Origin of the sequence: Brucella pecoris (genome assembly GCF_006376675.1) — a bacterium.
Classification (GTDB): domain Bacteria; phylum Pseudomonadota; class Alphaproteobacteria; order Rhizobiales; family Rhizobiaceae; genus Brucella; species Brucella pecoris.
Genome location: NZ_VEWK01000002.1, coordinates 507,566 through 527,115, shown reverse-complemented (window position 1 = coordinate 527,115; position 19,550 = coordinate 507,566). Strand labels below are relative to the sequence as shown.

Here is a 19,550-nt window from a genome sequence, read left to right as displayed (position 1 = left end):
GTCCTTGCCTTTCGCGCCCTCGTTACGTAAGCCCCAATGGAAAGGCTCGCAAGTCCTATCAATCTGGCAGGAGACAACTATGGCCGAAACATTCGATACGATTTTGAAGGGTGCAACCATCGTCAATCACGACGGTATAGGCCAACGCGACATCGGTATTCGCAATGGTCGCATCGCTGCCATAGGCTCTCTTTCCACACATACGGCAGGTGAGGTGATCGACTGCACGGGCCTGCATATTCTGCCCGGCGTGGTGGATAGCCAGGTCCATTTCCGCGAGCCCGGCCTTGAACACAAGGAAGATCTCGAGACCGGTTCACTCGCCGCTGTTCTGGGTGGGGTGACCTCCGTTTTCGAAATGCCGAACACCAAGCCGCTCACCACTTCCGCCGAGACGCTGGAAGACAAGATTCGTCGTGGCCGCCATCGCATGCACTGCGATTTCGCTTTCTGGGTTGGCGGTACGCGCGACAATGCAAACGACGTTGCCGAACTGGAGCGCTTGCCGGGCGCTGCCGGGATCAAGGTTTTCATGGGGTCGTCCACCGGTGATCTGCTTGTTGAAGACGATGATGGCGTTCGTTCGATCCTGAAGAATACGCGCCGTCGCGCGGCCTTTCACTCAGAAGATGAGTTCCGGTTGAAGGAGCGCGAAGGCCTGCGCGTGCAGGGCGATCCGTCGAGCCACCCGGTCTGGCGCGACGAAGTTGCAGCACTTCAGTGCACGGAACGGCTTGTGCGCATCGCCCGCGATACCGGCGCACGCATTCACGTGCTGCATATCTCCACCGCCGAAGAAATCGACTTCCTCAAAGATCATAAGGATGTCGCGACCTGCGAAGCAACGCCGCACCATCTCACCTTGTCGGCAGACGATTACAAGACACTCGGCAACCTCATCCAGATGAACCCGCCTGTCCGTGACAAGCGTCACCGCGACGGCGTGTGGAAGGGCATCGATCAGGGTATCGTCGATGTGCTCGGTTCCGACCACGCTCCGCACACGCTGGAGGAAAAGCAGAAGCCTTATCCGGCTTCCCCGTCGGGCATGACAGGCGTGCAGACGCTGGTGCCGATCATGCTCGACCATATTAATGCTGGAAGGCTTTCGCTGGAGCGCTTCGTCGATCTTTCCAGCCACGGCCCGAACCGCATTTTCGGCATGGCCCGCAAGGGTCGTATCGCGGTCGGCTACGATGCCGATCTGACCATCGTGGACATGAAGCGCCGCGAAACGATCACGCATGAGCAGGCGGGTTCGAAGGCTGGCTGGACGCCCTATCACGGCAAGACTGTCACAGGATGGCCGATTGGCACTTTCGTGCGTGGCATCAAGGTAATGTGGGAAGCGGAAATCGTGAACGCCAACAAGGGCGAGCCGGTAGAATTCCTCGAAGCATTGCCGCATCGCTGAAGGTCGTCTCGTGTTCGTTGTCAACCTGACCTACATCAAGCCTCTTGAGGAGATCGGGAGGCACCTCGAAGCGCATCGGGAGTTTCTGGACCGGCAATATGCGGATGGCGTTTTTCTGGCTTCCGGGCCGAAAAATCCACGAGACGGCGGCGTGATCCTCGCAAGCGGTAAGGTCAGCAAGAGCGAACTGGACGCGATATTGAGGCTTGACCCTTTCAGGCGTCACGGACTGGCAACCTATGATGTCGTCGAGTTTACGCCAGCGAAATATGCGTCTCCGCTTGGTGATCTTCTTTAAGATACGGAGCTTGTAACATATTGGCGTGATCTGTCCCCTGATTGTCCGTCAGGTGGCTTTTGATCCCGGTTGCAAGGCGTATTCTCTCCCTATAGTCTTTTATCGGGAGAACAAAAATGTCCGCTCAAGATACAGCTTTGCTGGTTATCGACGCTCAGGAGTCATTCCGCCACCGGCCTTACTACCGGGACGAAGAGGTTGGTGCCTATATTGAACGCCAGCAGGCGCTGATCGATGGCGCCAAGCGTGCCGGTATTCCGGTGGTGCAGATTTTTCATGTCGAGAGTGAAGGCCCGTTCTCGGAAGCGTCGGGTCTGGTGAAGGCGATTTCGCCCCTGTCGATTGAACCCGATGCAGTTTTCCGCAAACGTCGTCACAGCGCACTGGTTGGAAGCGGGCTTGACGTGTGGCTAGTTGCCAACGGTATCCGCCGCGTGCTGGTTTCCGGCATTCGCACCGAGCAATGCTGCGAGACGACAACGCGGCAGGCATCAGATTTTGGATATCATGTCGATTTCGTCAGTGAAGCGACCTTGACCTTTCCCATGATGGACGCAAGCGGTCGCGAGTGGAGCGCTGCCGATATCAAGGCTCGCACCGAGCTTGTTCTGGCCAATCGTTTTGCCCGTATTGTAACCGTGGAACAGGCGCTGGCTGCGCCGGGAGAGCGGAAGGCAGCATGAGTGACCATGCGGACATTACCCGGATAGTTCCGGTTTATGTCGTCATCCCGCCACGTGTGCTTCTGCTCGACGTGGCGGGACCGCTGGAGGTTTTGCGCAAGGCAAATCTTGAACAGCATAAGGTGCGGTTCGAGGTTCATTATATTGGGCCTGCCCCAACCGCGCTCAGCTCCATTGGCTTGCCGGTGGCGGGGGTGGAACCTTTGCCGGAGGCCCTGCCACATGACGCACTGGTCATTGTTTCGGGTGCGGCTGACATTCCGCTCGGAAATGCGGAGATCGACCGATCTGCTGATGCCGTTCTGGAAAAAGAAATCGTTCTATGGCTTCGCCAGGCGGTGCGTCCCGGTGTGCGGCTGGTGACGATCTGTTCCGGTGCGCTGCTCGCAGCGCGCGCGGGATTACTCGACGGCTATTCCTGCACCACGCACCATTTGACGCTTGGCGAACTTGAACGGCTGGCCCCAGCCGCGCGTGTTCATGAAAACAGGCTCTTCGTTGAAGATGGTGAAAGGCTGACGAGCGCGGGCATCACCGCAGGCATCGATCTGATGCTGCACATTGTTGCCGGACTGACCGATCACGCCACGGCGCTGGCGGTTGCGCGTTATCTGGTCGTTTATTTGCGGCGCAGCGGCAATGACCCACAGCTATCGCCTTGGCTCGAGGGACGGAACCATATGAACCCGGTCGTGCATCGCGCACAGGATGCCATCGCACACGATCCGGCGGCGGAATGGTCGGTGGAACGACTGGCGGATATTGGCGGTGCGAGTCCGCGCAACTTCTCGCGTCTGTTCAATGAATATGCCGGAATGACGGTGACCGACTATGTCAATCGTCTCAAGATCAGCCTTGCGCGCGAGATGCTTTTGAATTCCGAACTCGATATCGAGAATGTAGCGGCGCAAGCGGGTTTTGCTTCCGCACGGCAGTTTCGCCGGGTCTGGCAACGCATCTACAACGAGCCGCCGAGCCGGGTACGTTTCGGGGTCTGACTATTCACCCGCAGTGAAAAAGCGCCAGCTACCGTCCGGCCCGATACCGATACTGTAGAAGATATAGCCGCCTGCTTTCTTCATATCCTCGAAATCACCGGCGGTGACGATTTCGAAAAGCTCCACGATCTGCGGCGGCGTCAGTCTGTCGAGGGGCATGGCGTAGAAATAGGGCCAGACATAAACCTCGTCGTCCTTGCCTGCATTCAGATGCACATAGCCCGTATCCAACAGATCGACGATGATAGCCAGAACTTCACGGCCCGCTTCGTCACCCGAGAGCGATTTGAGAAAATCGATAACGTCTTCCTCGTGGTCCTCGAGCGAGAGTTGGGTGGCCTTGTCCTCGGCGCCAAGGAGCGGTCGCAGTTTCTCGATGTCACCGGAACGTGCTGCTTCCAGCATGCGTTCACGCGTCAACCGCACGGGTTCGGGCAGCTTGTCGAAATCCCGGTGGATTTCCGGCATGGGCTTGGAGGATGCAGCCGGGGCAGGCGCATTGTCCGGCGATACTCGTGGCACCGCGCGAGGAAGTGCTCCGGGCGCTGGAATGGGGGAAGGGTTGTTGCCTTCATCCGCAACCGCGCGGGCACCTGGCCGTGGCAGGAAATCTGACTGATCGGCCAGTGCAATGTCAAATGAACTGGCGGCAGCGGCAGGCAAGGCGATGCCGCAGGCAAGGATTATCCCGGCCAATAAAGTTCGGGGAGAGGCGGAGTTCCGGATCGGGAATGACATTTGGCGCTAGAAGAGGGACGCCGGGAGGGAACTGCTGCGCCGGTCTGGTCCCGCGACCGGCGTTCTACCAGTGCTATTGAAGAATGCGCTGCGGCAGGAAGGTTCCCGCTACGATCTGTTCACGCATTTTCTCGATCAGCTCCAGCGCACAGTCGTCGCCTGCTTCGCGGATCAGTTCGGTAAGCGCCGTCGTGAAGGCTGCTTCAGCAAGGATTTCCGGTTCGATACCTTCGGAGATACCGTCAGCCCAGGCCTCGTTATGATATTCGATTGCGACGAGTTTCTTCTCGCGCGCAATCATTTCGTCCAGATCGGCCGGTGCATGTTCCATAGACTTCATCCTGGCTTTCGCCTTTCTGTTGCAATGCCGGTGTCTCACCGTTTCGCGGGAGCTCTACCACCTTGCAACGTGACTGCCTTCTTAAGACAGTGTTAACAGATTATCACGGATTTGAACGAACTAATGCTGTCAATCCGCACAAGAGTGAATGATTGGTTAATTTCCATAGCGCGAGATGATCTCGTTCGACAAGTCCTCGCCTTCCTTCATGTAGCGATCTATCGCCGCAAGCGCCGAAGGGGTGCAGCGGGTGTAATTGTCGCTGAACACGCGATACCCATGGTTGAAGCTCGAAATGAGCCGTACCCGTTCGGCTTCGGAAGGCTTTTCCGCCGACACAATCGCGTCCATCCGATCGCGCCATTCGCTGCCAGCTTCGCCGCAAAGATTGCGCAGATAGTGAAGCGAGCCGAGAATTTCTGCGAGCCGCAACATCTTCCCTTCATAGGGCGCGTCCTGAGCCAAAGCCGGAGATGCCGCCCCGACCCACAAAGCGATCGAGAAGCAGATAGCCGGTCGAAAAAACGGAATGCTTTTCAATCAAAAACCTCTCACCTGAAAATGAGCTATTGCTATAAATAGGGGCCTCTTCAAGGCAGATCGCTAAACAGGATTAATATCCAAGCGCTTGTCTTCATTTTCCGCCACCGCGCGGGCGACATCGAGGGTACTGTCCGTCACCCTTGCAGACGCCATTTCTTCTATCGTCAGCCAGTGAATCGATGCAGCATCGTCTCCGGCGACTTCCTGACCAGAAACCTGCCAGGCCCGGAAGACGGACAGGTAATAGCTCTTGTCATACGCTTTCCCCTCAAGCGCCAGATCTACGGTTATGACGTGCGACAGGGCCTTTGCATCAAGCGCTGTTTCTTCCTTGAGTTCACGGATCGCGGCTTGTTCGGACGTTTCGCCCAGTTCGATACTTCCACCCGGAAAAGCAAGCCAGCCTTTCCACGGCTCTTTCCCGCGCTCGACCAGAAGAAACCGCCCTTCGCGTCTGCAGATCAGCGAAACACCATGAACCTTGGCTGGAATCGGAAATACGGGAACTGTTTTCATGATGCTCAAGCTACACCAGTTGGCTATGGAAAAGCACCCCTTGACCGCTCACCAAAAAGCTTGAACATGCTCACTATGTGTGGACGTTTTTCATTGACTGCAAGCCGGGAAGAGCTGGAAGCCTTCGTGGCCGCATTGATCGCAGAGGATTTTCCTCCACGATATAATATCGCACCAACGCAGCCCATATTGACCATTCTGGGCGGGGAAACGCCGCCGCCGGGCAGCAACAGGCCGGATCGCGTCGGTATGCTCGTGCGCTGGGGGTTTGTTCCGTCCTGGGTCAAAGACCCGAACGACTGGCCGCTCATGTTCAATATCCGCTCCGAGACGGCTGCGGAGAAGAATTCGTTTCGCGCGGCGCTGAACCACCGGCGCGCCTTGATTCCGGCATCGGGCTTCTATGAGTGGCGCCGTGAAGGGAAGAATAAGGCTCAAGCCTATTGGGTGCGGCCGCGCAAGGGCGGCATTGTCGCTTTTGGCGGCTTGATCGAGACATGGAGCAGTGTGGATGGATCGCAGATCGATACCGGAGGCATATTGACGACAAGCGCAAACGGCTTGTTGCGGCCGATCCATGAAAGGATGCCGGTCGTCGTGCAGCCGGAAGATTTTGCCCGCTGGCTTGATTGCAAGCGGTTTCTGCCGCGAGAAGTGGCGGATATCATGCGTCCGGCGCAGGATGATTTGTTTGAAGCGATACCGGTGTCGGACAAGGTCAACAAGGTCGCCAACACGACGCCCGATTTGCAGGAACGTGTAGAGGAGCAGGCTTCTTCGGAGCGTGCAGTGCCGAAACGAAAGAACAAGCCCGAATCCGATGACGGAAATGGCGGCCAGCTTTCGATGTTCTGACAGTGACCGCCAGTCTTGCTGGACTGGCGCTATGTGTTACGCATCCACCGACTTTGATCGCCGAGCCTGCGGCGCTCCAAGGGTTTTTTCGTCGCATTATCCTACGCAAAACCGCTTCGCACTTTTGCTGGAAATGCTCCAGGCGCTGAACGATATCAGCTTCTTCAGCCTGTCTTCTTGACGGCGAGAATGGAACGCCGGCGATTGTCGTTACGACCGTCGCTGCTGCGCTGCGTTGCGTTCAGCAATGCTGCAACAAGCACGGCAGGTCCGATTTCGCGGTATTTATCAACCAGTCGGTCTTGGCGAGGTTGCAGTTCACTCTTAGACATTGGTCCTTCCTTTCGATAATGCCTGCTCACCATTTTGTGATTGATTGAGACCGAATGAAGGCTGTTTGGAGCCGGTTTTGCGGTTTTCCGGTTAACGCTGGAGAGGGCGCTCGCGGGTTGCAAAAATACAACAAACACGGCGATCCGGGTGTTTGCGGTAGGGCAGGGTGACTTTTGGAACAGGCACTTAGCGAAAGCTCTTGACGGAGGCACTCCCTCTGAGGATAAGTGCAATCATGAAAACGCCGACCACGATCATTTGTATTTGTGCGATTATTATTGGCTAGCAGCCTGCTGGCCCGGCCGTTTTCGTCTCCCTTTCATAAAAATTGGATGATAACGCCCCGGTCAGTCGGCTGCGGTCAGTTGCGCTTAGCATTTCCAGCAAAAGTGCGAAGCGGTTTTGCGTGGGATAATGCGTGAAAACAGTAGCTGGAGCAGTGCCGCATATTGTTTGAGCGGAACGGTTCCAGTAGGTCTTTTTGGGGAATATTTACAATGGCTTATGCGCCGCAACTGCGTCTGTACAACACGCTGACCCGCACGAAAGAGGAGTTTTCTCCCATCGATGCCGACAATGTGCGCATGTATGTCTGCGGACCGACGGTTTATGACTTCGCGCATATAGGCAACGCTCGTCCGGTGATCGTTTTCGACGTGTTGTTCCGTTTGCTGCGTTATGTCTATGGCGCGGAACACGTCACCTATGCGCGCAACATTACCGATGTCGATGACAAGATTAATGCACGCGCCGCGCGCGATTACCCTGATCTATCCTTCAATGAAGCCATTCGTCGGGTGACGGAAAGCACGAACGCACAGTTTCAGGCTGACGTAACCGCGCTCGGCAATCTACAGCCGAGCGTTCAGCCGCGTGCAACCGAGCACATGGACGAGATGCGCGCCATGATCGATCGTTTGGTGAAACTCGGTGTGGCCTATGTGGCCGAGGATCATGTTCTCTTCTCGCCGTCCGCAATGAACGAACGGAAGGGACCGCGCTACGGCGCGCTTGCTCGCCGCTCACTGGATGAGATGCTGGCAGGCGCCCGCGTCGACGTAGCATCCTACAAGCGGGACGAAATGGATTTTGTCTTGTGGAAACCGTCGAAGGAGGGCGAGCCGGGCTGGTCCTCTCCAGCGGGGATCTCGGTATTGGGTCGTCCGGGCTGGCATATCGAGTGCTCGGCCATGTCGATGGCCAAGCTGCTTGAGCCGTTTGGCGGTGGCCTGAAATGCGATGATCCGCTGAAGAACCAGTTCGACATTCATGGCGGCGGCATTGATCTCGTCTTCCCGCATCACGAGAACGAAATCGCGCAATCATGCTGCGCATTTGGCACCGAGCGGATGGCAAGCATCTGGATGCATAACGGTTTCCTGCAGGTCGAAGGGCAGAAGATGTCGAAATCGCTCGGCAATTTCATCACCATTCGCGATGTGCTGAACGAAGGTCTGCCGCAACTGGGTGTCTGGGACGACGTCGATGCGCGCGATCGCTGGGTCGGTCTGGCGGCTCGCCTGTCGATGTTGCAGACGCATTATCGCGAGCCGATCAACTGGACGGCGCAGCGTCTGGCAGAATCTGCCGATGAACTGCATCGCTGGTATGGCTTGCTGCGCGACAGGGGTTTCGAATTGCCGCAAACGCTGACTGCAGTTGGTGAGGTCGTCGAGGCCCTGTCTGACGATCTGAACAGCTGGACGGCAATCACGGCGTTGCGCAAGGCTTTCAAGGCACGCGATGTTGCCGGATTGGGCGAGGGCATGGCTCTGTTGGGCCTGTTCGATCCGCATTTCGTTTCGGCTGAAGACATTCCGGTCTTTGCAAAGGCCGAAGTGGATAGTGAGGCCATTGAAGCACGTATTGCGGAGCGCCTGCGCTTCATCAATGAGAGAAACTGGGCCGAGGCTGACCGCATTCGCGATGAACTGCTTCAGGAAGGTGTTCAGCTCAAGGATGGCAAGGACCCGGCAACGGGCGAACGCACAACCAGTTGGGATGTGGTAGGCTAACAGGCTGTTGAATAGGGAGGATGACATGACGCTTGATAACAAACCGATCTATACCGGCGGTTGCCAGTGCGGTGCGGTTCGCTTTCGCGTTGACGGTGCGATGGGCTCCGCATCGATCTGTCATTGTCGCATGTGTCAGAAAGCGTTCGGCAATTTCTATGCGCCTCTGGTGTCGGTAAGTGATGCGAAGCTGGAATGGACGCGCAACGAGCCTAAGCGCTTCCGTTCGTCCAATCATGTGCAGCGGGGCTTTTGTCCTGAGTGTGGCACGCCGCTTACTTACGAGGCACCCGACGGGATCGCGCTCGCCATCGGCGCATTCGATGCGCCGGAGGAAATCGAGCCGACAGTCCAGTGGGGCATCGAGAAGCAGCTTCCCTATGTGCCGGAACTTGCAAGCCTTCCCGGCTATGCAACGGAGCGTGATCCGGAGAGCATCGAATTTGTAAGAACCATGATTTCCTATCAGCATCCCGACTACGACACTGAAAGCTGGCCGCAACAGCAAGGTTGACCGGACCGCAGACCCACCGACAGGCAGGCACAATGGCACGCGAACGCATCTATATCTACGACACCACGCTGCGGGACGGGCAGCAAACGCCCGGCATTGACTTCTCTGTGGAAGACAAGAAGTCGATTGTCGCGTTGCTGGAAGAGCTGGGCGTCGATTATGTGGAGGGTGGTTATCCGGGTGCCAACCCGACTGACACAGCCTTCTTCAAGCGTCGCCAGACTGCACGCGCCAAGTTCGTGGCCTTCGGCATGACGAAGCGCGCGGGCGTCTCTGCATCCAACGATCCTGGTCTTTCCAGTCTGCTGCAGGCTTCAGCCGATGCAGTCTGCTTCGTCGCCAAAAGCTGGGACTATCATGTCCGTCTCGCACTCGGCTGCACCAATGAGGAAAATCTGGAGTCAATTACGGCTTCGGTCACCGCAGCACGCATGGCAGGGCGGGAAGCGCTGGTCGACTGTGAGCATTTCTTCGATGGATATAAAGCCAATCCTGAATATGCGCTGGCCTGTGCCAAGGCGGCCTATTCAGCCGGTGCGCGCTGGGTTGTGCTGTGCGATACGAATGGCGGTACACAACCATCTGAAGTGGCCGAAATCGTCACTGCCGTGACGGCAGTGGTCCCTGGCGAGAGCCTTGGCATCCATGCGCACAACGATACCGAGCAGGCGGTTGCCGTCTCGCTCGCGGCTATCGATGCGGGTGTTCGCCACGTGCAGGGTACGCTCAACGGTATCGGCGAACGCTGCGGCAACGCCAATCTCGTTTCGCTGATCCCGACACTTGCGTTGAAGCCATATTGGGCCGAGCGTTTTGAATTGGGTATCAAGCCTGCCGCGCTGAAGGGGATCACGCGGATCTCGCGTGCCTTCGATGACATTTTGAACCGTCCGCCGACGGAGCAGGCACCCTATACCGGTACTTCCGCTTTTGCGACCAAAGCCGGAATTCATGCCTCGGCGCTGCTTAAGGAACCACAGACCTACGAGCATATACCGCCGGAAACAGTCGGCAACAGCCGGCGAGTTATGGTGTCGGATCAGGGCGGAAAATCCAACTTCATCGCCGAACTGGAACGCAGGGGTATCCGCGTTGCGAAGGACGATGTCCGTCTCGACACGTTGATCGCGCTGGTCAAGGAGCGTGAGGCGGAAGGCTATGCCTATGAAGGCGCGGATGCGAGTTTCGAACTTCTAGCGCGCAACATGCTGACGCCGCAGCCGGAATTCTTCAAGGTCGAATCCTTCCGCTGCCTTGTCGAGCGTCGTTTCGATGCCAACGGCATGTTGAAGACCGTTTCCGAAGCCGTGGTCAAGGTGGAGGTCGATGGCGAGGTTCGCATGTCGGTCGCCGAAGGGCATGGTCCGGTCAACGCGCTCGATATTGCGTTGCGTAAGGATCTTGGGCGTTTTCAGGCCGAGATCGAGGATCTTGAACTGGTGGACTTCAAGGTGCGTATCCTCAATGGCGGCACAGCCGCCATCACCCGCGTTCTGATAGAATCCGGGGATGCGACCGGCGCCCGCTGGCGCACGGTCGGCGTGTCGGACAATATCATCGATGCGTCCTTCCAGGCCCTGATGGATTCGGTCAATTACAAGCTGATGAAGAACCGTTCGATGGCCGGATTGGCTGCTGCCGAGTAAATCCATCTGTTCACGACGATTGATGCTTCGATCAGTTTAATTGAATGGATTTTATGGATTGTTGAGCGCATAGCAGGTGAAGTTCGATGCTTCGCCTGCCGTAATCAGCTTGCGAGCAACTTTAGAGTTGTCCCCGTTTTTTAACAGAACCGTCGGAACCACTCTAACTACTTGTTTTGTCGCATTATCCTACGCAAAGCCGCTTCACACTTGTGCTGGAAATGCTCTAGTTCGCCGAGGAGAGAGGCATGTCCGATCAAACCATCACCGATACGCGCCTGTCTGACGGGTCGCGCGGGTTTTTGATGGCTATCGGAGCCTATGGGCTCTGGGGCGCTCTCCCGTTCTATCTCAAGGCACTCGGTCACATCCCGGCGATGGAAGTCGTGTCGCACCGTGTGATCTGGTCGGTTCCGGTCGCGCTGGCGCTCCTTCTTGTGTTGGGGCAGTTCAAGGATATTCTCAATGCCGTGCGCCAGCCGCGCATGCTGGCCATGGCTGCCCTGACCGCCGGACTGATCACCATTAACTGGTCGATCTATGTCTGGGCTGTTGCCCACGATCAGGTGATGGGTGCAGCACTTGGCTATTACATCAATCCCCTGTTCAATGTCGTTCTCGGCGGTCTGTTTCTTGGCGAGAGGCTGACCAAGGTTCAGTATGTCGCTGTCGGGTTCGCTTTTGCAGCTGTGCTTTTGCTGACGATCAATGCAGGCGGTCTGCCATGGGTATCGCTGGCGCTGCCGCTGACTTTTGGCCTCTATGGTTTCTTCCGCAAATCATTGCCCATGCCACCTCTGCAGGGCTTCACGCTCGAAGTGCTCATCCTGTGTATTCCGGCGCTCGGCTATGTGCTATGGCTCGCCGCAAACGGTCAGGACCATTTCTCTACGGGCCCGGCATTCAATGTGACGATGTTGTTGTTGGCCGGACCTTTCACGGCTATTCCGCTGATCCTTTATGCGGGTGGTGCAAAGCTGCTGCGTTATACCACACTCGGTCTCATGCAGTACATGACGCCGACGATGCTGTTTTTCTTTGCGATCTTCATCTTCCACGAGCCGTTCTCAAATGCGCAGCTGGGTGCTTTCGCGCTGATCTGGGCTGGGCTTGCGCTCTATACGTGGTCGATGCTGGTCGAACATCGCCGGGGGCGGGCTACGGCATCGGCTCGAAAATCGTAATCGATTTTCGGAAAGAACGATGCGTAGATTAATAAGTTAGAGCGTCCTTTGTGCGTCCAAGTGGACGCACGGCGCTCTGAAGACCCGATCTTCAGAATTCACAGAATGTGATTCTCTTACGGTGGATATCCCGCCGTAAGCCTTATTTTGGCCGCTGTCTTTACCACTGATCCGCCGATAATCCAGTGGTGGAGAATTGTTCAAAATGGTCTTCTGGTCAGCGCCAGCAAACGAAAGAAAAGTTGCTGCGACGGCAGAGCCAGATTTTGCGGCCTTCAAGTCGGCCCTGAAGGGCGAACCGCTTTCTTCCCACAGTTTGAAACCATTCCGGCAGGTCCGGTTTTCCCTGCATACGCATCTACGGTTCTGTCTGGCGCTGATCACAGCAACGGCCATAGCCGGAGGTGGGTTTCTGTTTACGACCGGGCGACTTGTAGGCCATGGTCACGCTTCGCAACCTGTCATGGTCAATCCGGCGACCTTGGCTCAGCATCATGCCGCGACGAAAGAGGCGCGTCTGACGCCAGCGGTGAATGGCGATCCGACCAGCCGCATATCGCGGCGTATTGACATCGCTGAAGGCGTCGAGGACGGTGATGCGCGTCTATACACCTATCAGCATGTGGTGCTCGATCTCAAAGGTTCCAGCCGTGCTGCCTTGGACGACACGCTGCGCGGAGGGATTTCCGTACCGAAATCCTTGCCGAAACGGCCAGAGGAAGAGCTGGAACGGGGTGTTCCTGTGAATGTCAGCCTCGCCAAACCGGCTGTCGCTTCGGGCGCAAAGGTTCACGAGATTATTGTCGCACCGCAGTCGCGTGAGCGACTGGGCGCATTGTTGCAGGCGGCGGGGATTGCGGTCGAAGACAGCAACCGGCTTGAGGAGGCCCTGGCACGCACAGAACTGGTGCCCGGAGACAATCTTGAACTACTGGTCGACAAATCGAGGCAACACGCCGATGGAGAGCAGCATATCGCGCTTGCACGCTTCGAGCATGGCGATATCGACAAGGCGATCTATGGACGCGCCGACGATGGCGTTTTCCGAGCCACCGGCAATGAGCGCCTTTTTGCGCGCCTGTCGCGCGATGCGATGCTGACAGCCTATCATCCGCAAAATGCGGTCAGCAATAGCGGCTCCATTTCATCGCGGCTGGAGCAGGCAGGTGCACCGAAAACAATCGTCGGTGAAGTCGAGAAGCTGGCTTCGCAGAATGGTATTTCGCTGAATGACGGCAAAAAGCCCGATTTGATCGACCTTCTATTCCGCAAAAGCGCAGAGACCGAACCGGAACTGGTTTTCGTCGAGTTCACGACAGACGGTAAGAGCCGCCGCCTGTACCGTCATGAAGGCAATAACGGTGCCGACTATTTCAATGAAGACGGTTCGTCCATGACGAAATATCTCATGCAGAAGCCGCTGCCGAATGGCCGTCTCAATGATGGTTTCGGCTGGCGCATCCATCCCGTTCTGCATGTTCGCAAACATCACAATGGTGTCGATTATGATGCGCCGATCGGCTCGCCTATCGTTGCGGCGGGTGACGGTGTGGTGGAACTGATCTCGTATCAGAAGGGATATGGCAAGTATGTCCGCATACGCCATCAGGGCGGCTACAGCACGACATATGCGCATCTTTCATCGGCCAAGAAGGGCTTGAAGGTCGGTGATCGCGTGAAGCAGGGAGAAGTGATCGCCTATGTCGGTTCGACGGGCTATTCGACCGGCCCGCACCTCTATTACGAGCTCAAGGTTGGCGACCAATATGTCGATCCGTTGACGGCGCGTCTCAATGCTGGCGAAAAACTGACCGGCTCATCCCTGAACAGCTTCCGTGAAGAAATCGACCATGTGGGCCAGATCGTCAACGAAATGAAGCTGCCAGTCATGCCCGTTGCACCCGAAGCCACGAAGTCAGCTTCGGGGAAAAGCAGCCGTCATCACTAACTATTTGAGTGGGCGAAGGGCGTTTGCCAGCGCGACAAACTCTTCGACGCTGAGCGTTTCTGCACGGCGCGTTCCGTCGATGCCGGTCTTTTCGAGAAGCTCGGCGCCGCCAACAGGTTTCAGGCTCTGGCGCAGCATCTTGCGGCGTTGTCCAAAGGCAGCTTGCGTAATTTGTCCAAGCGCATTGGCGTTGCAAGGCAGCGGATTTTCACGCGGAATAATATGAACGACCGACGACATGACTTTCGGCGGCGGCGTAAATGCCTGCGGCGGCACATCGAAACTGATCTTGGAAACTGTTCGCCATCCGGCAAGCACACCCAGACGTCCATAGTGATCGCTGTCCGGTGTCGCGACGATACGCTCGGCGACCTCCCGTTGGAACATCAAAGTCATGGATGAATAGAAGGGCGGCCACGGCTCGACCAGCAGCCAGTTAAGCAGCAACTGCGTGCCGACATTGTAAGGCAGATTGGCAACGATGCGCGGCTTCGGCCCGTTTGGAAACAGTGCTGCAAAATCCTGCTCAAGGGCGTCACCGGAAATGATGCGCAGACGACCCGGATAATGCGCTTCGATCTCCGCAAGCGCATCCAGGCAACGTTCATCGCGTTCGATTGCAGTGACATAAGCGCCTTGCGCAAGAAGTGCTCGGGTCAGACCGCCGGGGCCTGGGCCAACCTCAATAACAGGCTGATCCTGCAAATTACCCGCCTGACGGGCGATTTTCGATGTTAGATTGAGGTCGAAAAGGAAGTTCTGGCCGAGCGATTTCTTCGGCATCAGATCGTGCCGTTCAATTACCTCGCGAAGCGGGGGAAGGCCATCAATACTCATGCCATTGTACTCGTTAATGTGCGTTGGCTGCGTTTTCAGCCAGTTCCTGTGCAAGACGAATGGCCGCGACAAGGCTGTCCGGGCGGGCAATGCCTTTGCCAGCAATATCGAAAGCCGTGCCATGATCCGGCGACGTGCGAATGAAGGGAAGACCCAAGGTCACATTCACTGTCTCATCGAATGCAAGTGCCTTGGCCGGGATAAGGGCCTGATCGTGATACATGCAGACCGCAGCATCATAGGTCGCGCGGGCGGGCGCGTGAAACATCGTATCGGCGGGCAGGGGCCCGCGAGCGTTTATTCCTTCACGGCGCAATGCCTCGATTGCGGGAAGGATGATGGCGTCATCCTCTTTCCCCATGGCCCCACCTTCTCCCGCATGCGGGTTAAGCCCGGATATGGCGAGACGCGGCGACAGAATGCCGAACCGTTCCCGCAGCTCAGTGGCAGTGATCCGCGAAACTTCGATGATATCGACAGTATTCAAACGGACCGGCACTTCGGAAAGCGGAATGTGTATGGTGACTGGAACGGCGCGAAGCTGCGGACCGGCCAGCATCATGACTGGCGTGACAGGCTTGCCCAGATATTTGCTGGCCAGTTCTGCCAGAAACTCCGTGTGGCCCGGATGATGAAACCCGGCTTCATAAAGCGGCTTCTTTGAAATCGGACAGGTGACAACTGCCGAAGCTTCACCTTTCAGCGTGAGTTCGACGGCGCGCTCGATGGCTTCGATGATGCCAGCAGCGTTCTCCGGCAAGGGTTTGCCGACGCTATCCGTCAGCTTGTTGTCGAGCGGAAGTACCGGCAATGCATGAGAAAACACGCGGCTTGCCTCAGCAATGGCGGGAACAACCGCAATCTCGATTTCAAGTCCGAGATGTCGCGCACGTTCTGCAAGTTGAAGCGGATCTGCCAGCAAGGCGAAAGGCGGCAGCGCAAGCTCGTCGCGCCGGAGCCAGGCGACAAGTGCAACGTCGGGGCCGATGCCGGACGGATCGCCAATGCTGATGGCGAGGGGAGGAACAGGTGCTGCGGACATCGCGTCAATAGTCCAATGAATACGGATGAATCCGTCAGGTCAGTTTAGCGATTGACGATTGTCGCCTTTTCGCGCAGTTCCTTGAGATATTTCTCGCTGAGCTGTTCGGCTTTCTTTTCCTGACCGGCAGCGGAATCCGCGCCTTCCATGGAGAAGACGAGCTGGGCAACACGGTCATCTGATACCTGCTTGGTCGAGCAGACGGCCAGGAATTCAACGCCCTTTTCGGTTTCCTGCGGCGGGGTGGTGCCGCCGACTGACGTTGCCTTGACCGCTTTCGACCATTCGTTCGGCAATTGCTGCTCGATGATACGGCCAAGATCGCGAACGGTTACGTCAAGAATGCCCTTGGCTTGCTGACGGGTTGCATCGCAGTTCTGGAAGCGCGAGCGAAGTGCATTGGCTTCCTGCTTGCGCTTGGAGAGCAGGGCAGGAGAACGCTTGGAGGCGGGTACCACGAAAATCACCTGCTGGAGGCGATATTCGGTCGCCACAGGCTTCTTGCCGCCATCCTTCAACATGCGCTGAACGGCTTCCTGTTCGCTGACCATGCCGGTCGCACGGAAGCGGGCACTGACGAGACGGCCCCAGCCCATCTGGACCATGATGTATTTCTTGAAATGATCCGGCGTAACACCAGACTGGTTCATCAACTGATTGAGCTGTGCCAGGCTCATCTTGTTACGGCTGGCAAAACCGGCATAAGCCTCATCGACCTGCTGTTCGGAAATATTGATGCCGCGCGATTTCATCTCGACGCGCTTCAGCATTTCATCAGTCAGTTCTTGCTTGGCAATCTGGCTGAGATTGCCGCCTTTGCGCTGCAGCTTCAAAAAGGCCACGCGGTGCTGAATGTCGCTGTTCGTGATGGCGTTGCCGGAAACGATGACTTTGACCTCGGAACCTGCACCTGCAGCAAATGCTGGAACCGCAACCGTTCCAAGCGTCGTCATGCAGACAGCGGCGCTTAGCATGGAGGCGAAGAGAGGTCTTGCAATCATCATCTTTCTTTCCCGATTCCTTCCGGTCGATGAACGACAATCCTTACCGGACATATCCCTTTATGGTCATTATCGTCGGTCAGCCAACAATCAATCATATCAGCTGCTGATCATAAGCTGCCTGTATAGATGACCCAGTGCGGCGAAACAATGACCCAAAAGCTATTTTGCGAAGGTTGTATCGTGTGAATACTACAGAAAGAAAGCCAAATCAGGCTTTGATGTGCAAATTTCTTTGTCGAATGAAATGAAAAGACCGGAAGCATTTCTGGTGCTTCCGGTCCGTCAAGTTTAGAAAGTCTGAGTGCCGCTGCCTATGTCACCCAACGTGCGCAGCGAAATGTTGAAGCCTATGCCATATGAGGTTTTATCCTCACCCGGATTGCGGGTCTGGGTATATGCCATAGAGTAAGTGAAACACTCATCGTCATAGGCGAGGCCAGACGATGCGCGTACCAATGTTTCGGAGACAAGATCATAGGTACCTGAACCGAAAACGCGCCAGTTTGTATTGATACGAGCCGTTGCCGAACCTGTAACTTCCTGGCGGAGGTCGTTATATCCGTAAGCAGGTTGTGGCGCGATATAGGCGTACTGCGCGGAAACTGTCAGCTTCTGCCAGCTCTGCTGGGCTTCAAGTTCGCCACGTTGGACCGAGAAACTCTCCTTGTCGAAGCGTCCGCGAGCAGCCAGGGCAAGACCTGTCGAATTGGACGTACCGATCATGGCCACATAGTCGGAGCGCGCATCCTGCAGGCCGGAATCTGCGCCGACATTCACGAAATCGCTGGTACCGTAAGAATTTACCCCACCCAACTGGAACGACTGACCGCCGAGGGCATAAAGAGCCCAGTCGCTGTTGTTGAAATTGCCTGAATAGCGCAGACCAAGATTGGCGCGAGTGCCGCCTTCGACACGGTCATAACCGGAGAACTTGTCGCGCGAGAACAGGTTCGTCGCATCGAAGACAAAGCTCTGGGCGTCTTCATTTGGCAATTCGCCCGCATAGCGTTCGTTGTTGCGAACATAAAGCTGTGCGATCGGCTCGATGATATGGGTCGAGCTCGTGGTCGAGAACAGGATCGGCCAGCGCAGTTCAAGCCCGGCGGTTGCCATGGCGCGTAAGGCTTCCGAGCGCACAAGTGCGTCCGTATAGCCAGCGGCGGCTGGATCGAAATTTGTATTGGTGCCGATTGCATCACCGCGCAGTGCCAGCAATGGGGTGATGACGAGACCGGCCGGCGTGATGAAGGTGCGCTTCCATTCTGCTTCAGTGGTCAGACGAACATTCGTGCCGCTAAAGCCCGGAATACGAGCATAGTAAGGCAAACCATTTTTTGGATTCACCGTATGGTTTGCATTCTGGCGGTACAGCGCCTGCAGATTGGTGGTGAAATTCAGTTCACCGCCATAAACCGGCTCTGGCATCGTATAAGAATAGTCGAGGCTTGGGAAAACCCAAGGCTGCTTCGAATGCATTTCGCTCGGATTATCCGCGAGAAGGGATTCCTGCACATTGAAGCGGTAGAAATTCAGGTCGAAATAGTTACGGTTGTTGATACCCGTGAGATATATTTTAGAAACCTGAGTTCCGGCATTATACCCTTCAATATCATACGTTCGGCTGAAATTCCGGTCGGTCTGTGCCATCACATCCCAGCCAAAACGCCAACGCGAATTGAGCTCGAAATCGCCTTTTGAGGAGACCATGCCGCGATTGTCTTCTTCGCGGTCAACGGTGTTCAAATCGAATTCTTCGGGCTTGTTCTGGTGGATGCCAGCGATACGAAGGTTATAGGTGCCATTTTCAAGACGATGACGCCATTCGGCCTCGGTCAGGAAGCCCTGCTTGGTATAGGCTGTCGTGGAAAGCGTCAGATCGTAATTCGGAGCGAGTGCCCAGAAATACGAATTCTTGATGCCGAAGCCGAGATCGTCCTTGTAGGAAAAGCCCGGAAACAGGAAGCCGCTTTTGCGCTTCACCGTCGGGTCGGCCATCTCGAATGCCGGGAACCAGGCAAGCGGCATGCCGAGAAACTCAAAGCGGCCATGTTCGAAACGGACCGTCTTTGTCGTGCTGTTCCAGATGATCTTGCGTGCCTTGATTTGCCAGAGAACAGGCTTGTCCGGATTCTTGGCGCAGGGTTCGCAGGCCGTATAGACGCCGTTGTTGAATGTCGTGATCTCGCCGTTGCTGCGTTCAGCGCTTTCGGCTGCAAAGCGGGTGTTATCCGTCGTCTCGACGCGAAGGCCGTTTACGAAGCCGTCGCGGAAACTGTCGGTGACATCCATATGGTCGGAATAGATCTTGTTGCCGTCGCGTTCGACGATCTCAACATTACCCGTCGCAGTCATGCGCCGCGTCTGCTGGTTATAAGTTACCTTGTCGGCGACGAGATGATTACCGTCATACTCGATGCGTACCTTGCCCTGAGCCGTGACGGTGTTGACGTCGCGATCATAGACAAGCTCGTCAGCCTGCAGAAGCATGCGTGCGTTCGGATCGCTCTTGTAATTGGCAGCAAGAGTGTCCTGTGCCGATGCGGGTGAGGGCAGGGCCGCGACAGAAATGAAAGGCAAAGCAAGGACGCACGCCAAGGCCGTCCCGCGCGTCAGGCGCGAGAACGAATGGGGCAATACCATGC

Annotated in this window: 19 protein-coding genes; 10 read left to right on the top strand and 9 right to left on the bottom strand. The window is 56.4% G+C overall.

Features of this window, described 5'->3' with window-relative positions; all coding sequences use genetic code 11:
- Positions 1-79 precede the first annotated feature (79 nt).
- The 4 genes from FIB18_RS05925 to FIB18_RS05910 all read left to right on the top strand — a co-directional run bounded on the left by FIB18_RS05925 (position 80) and on the right by FIB18_RS05910 (position 3,393).
- The gene (locus FIB18_RS05925; protein ID WP_109987975.1) at positions 80-1,414 is read left to right on the top strand and encodes a dihydroorotase; all 1,335 of its coding nucleotides are present in this window, start codon (positions 80-82) and stop codon (positions 1,412-1,414) included.
- Positions 1,415-1,424: 10 nt separating this feature from the next.
- A complete protein-coding gene (locus tag FIB18_RS05920) occupies positions 1,425-1,712 on the top strand; it encodes a YciI family protein (RefSeq protein ID WP_109987976.1) in 288 nt (95 codons plus the stop codon).
- 116 nt (positions 1,713-1,828) lie between these two features.
- A complete protein-coding gene (locus FIB18_RS05915; protein ID WP_109987977.1) occupies positions 1,829-2,395 on the top strand; it encodes an isochorismatase family protein in 567 nt (188 codons plus the stop codon).
- Positions 2,392-3,393, top strand: a complete 1,002-nt coding sequence (locus tag FIB18_RS05910; RefSeq protein ID WP_140019848.1) for a GlxA family transcriptional regulator — start codon at positions 2,392-2,394, stop codon at positions 3,391-3,393. Before FIB18_RS05915 ends, FIB18_RS05910 begins: the two co-directional genes overlap by 4 nt.
- Here the strand turns inward: FIB18_RS05910 and FIB18_RS05905 are convergent, their stop codons facing one another.
- The 4 genes from FIB18_RS05905 to FIB18_RS05890 all read right to left on the bottom strand — a co-directional run bounded on the left by FIB18_RS05905 (position 3,394) and on the right by FIB18_RS05890 (position 5,530).
- Complete coding sequence (locus tag FIB18_RS05905; protein ID WP_140019847.1) at positions 3,394-4,131, bottom strand: hypothetical protein; 738 nt, start codon at positions 4,129-4,131, stop codon at positions 3,394-3,396.
- A gap of 73 nt (positions 4,132-4,204) precedes the next feature.
- Positions 4,205-4,471, bottom strand: coding sequence for a hypothetical protein (locus tag FIB18_RS05900; protein WP_010661652.1), 267 nt, complete (start codon positions 4,469-4,471; stop codon positions 4,205-4,207).
- A 156-nt stretch (positions 4,472-4,627) separates the two neighbouring features.
- Positions 4,628-5,002, bottom strand: coding sequence for a TIGR02301 family protein (locus FIB18_RS05895; protein WP_407921848.1), 375 nt, complete (start codon positions 5,000-5,002; stop codon positions 4,628-4,630).
- A gap of 72 nt (positions 5,003-5,074) precedes the next feature.
- Complete coding sequence (locus tag FIB18_RS05890) at positions 5,075-5,530, bottom strand: NUDIX hydrolase (RefSeq protein WP_168436528.1); 456 nt, start codon at positions 5,528-5,530, stop codon at positions 5,075-5,077.
- Positions 5,531-5,605: 75 nt separating this feature from the next.
- On the opposite strand from FIB18_RS05890, the gene FIB18_RS05885 reads away from it, so the two are divergent.
- Positions 5,606-6,385 (top strand): SOS response-associated peptidase, encoded by a 780-nt coding sequence (locus tag FIB18_RS05885; protein WP_140019950.1) that lies wholly within the window; start codon positions 5,606-5,608, stop codon positions 6,383-6,385.
- A 164-nt stretch (positions 6,386-6,549) separates the two neighbouring features.
- Here FIB18_RS05885 and FIB18_RS05875 read toward each other — a convergent pair whose 3' ends face one another.
- Positions 6,550-6,717 (bottom strand): hypothetical protein, encoded by a 168-nt coding sequence (locus FIB18_RS05875; RefSeq protein ID WP_061347302.1) that lies wholly within the window; start codon positions 6,715-6,717, stop codon positions 6,550-6,552.
- Between the two features lie 498 nt (positions 6,718-7,215).
- On the opposite strand from FIB18_RS05875, the gene cysS reads away from it, so the two are divergent.
- The 5 genes from cysS to FIB18_RS05850 all read left to right on the top strand — a co-directional run bounded on the left by cysS (position 7,216) and on the right by FIB18_RS05850 (position 14,025).
- Positions 7,216-8,733 (top strand): cysteine--tRNA ligase, encoded by a 1,518-nt coding sequence (gene cysS, locus FIB18_RS05870; protein WP_109987981.1) that lies wholly within the window; start codon positions 7,216-7,218, stop codon positions 8,731-8,733.
- Positions 8,734-8,758: 25 nt separating this feature from the next.
- Positions 8,759-9,247 carry a GFA family protein gene (locus tag FIB18_RS05865; protein ID WP_109987982.1) on the top strand — a complete coding sequence of 163 codons (489 nt, stop codon included), beginning with the start codon at positions 8,759-8,761 and terminating at the stop codon, positions 9,245-9,247.
- Positions 9,248-9,279: 32 nt separating this feature from the next.
- Complete coding sequence (gene cimA / locus FIB18_RS05860; protein ID WP_109987983.1) at positions 9,280-10,893, top strand: citramalate synthase; 1,614 nt, start codon at positions 9,280-9,282, stop codon at positions 10,891-10,893.
- A 248-nt stretch (positions 10,894-11,141) separates the two neighbouring features.
- Entirely contained in the window at positions 11,142-12,077 is a 936-nt protein-coding gene (rarD, locus tag FIB18_RS05855; protein WP_140019844.1) for an EamA family transporter RarD, read from the top strand.
- A 205-nt stretch (positions 12,078-12,282) separates the two neighbouring features.
- Positions 12,283-14,025, top strand: coding sequence for a M23 family metallopeptidase (locus FIB18_RS05850; protein ID WP_140019843.1), 1,743 nt, complete (start codon positions 12,283-12,285; stop codon positions 14,023-14,025).
- Here FIB18_RS05850 and rsmA read toward each other — a convergent pair whose 3' ends face one another.
- The 4 genes from rsmA to FIB18_RS05830 form a co-directional block, all read right to left on the bottom strand.
- Entirely contained in the window at positions 14,026-14,862 is an 837-nt protein-coding gene (rsmA, locus tag FIB18_RS05845) for a 16S rRNA (adenine(1518)-N(6)/adenine(1519)-N(6))-dimethyltransferase RsmA (RefSeq protein WP_109987986.1), read from the bottom strand.
- Positions 14,863-14,875: 13 nt separating this feature from the next.
- Complete coding sequence (gene pdxA / locus FIB18_RS05840) at positions 14,876-15,904, bottom strand: 4-hydroxythreonine-4-phosphate dehydrogenase PdxA (protein WP_140019842.1); 1,029 nt, start codon at positions 15,902-15,904, stop codon at positions 14,876-14,878.
- A 44-nt stretch (positions 15,905-15,948) separates the two neighbouring features.
- Positions 15,949-16,908 carry a peptidylprolyl isomerase gene (locus tag FIB18_RS05835; RefSeq protein ID WP_109987988.1) on the bottom strand — a complete coding sequence of 320 codons (960 nt, stop codon included), beginning with the start codon at positions 16,906-16,908 and terminating at the stop codon, positions 15,949-15,951.
- 288 nt (positions 16,909-17,196) lie between these two features.
- Positions 17,197-19,548, bottom strand: coding sequence for an LPS-assembly protein LptD (locus FIB18_RS05830; RefSeq protein WP_140019949.1), 2,352 nt, complete (start codon positions 19,546-19,548; stop codon positions 17,197-17,199).
- Positions 19,549-19,550 lie beyond the last annotated feature (2 nt).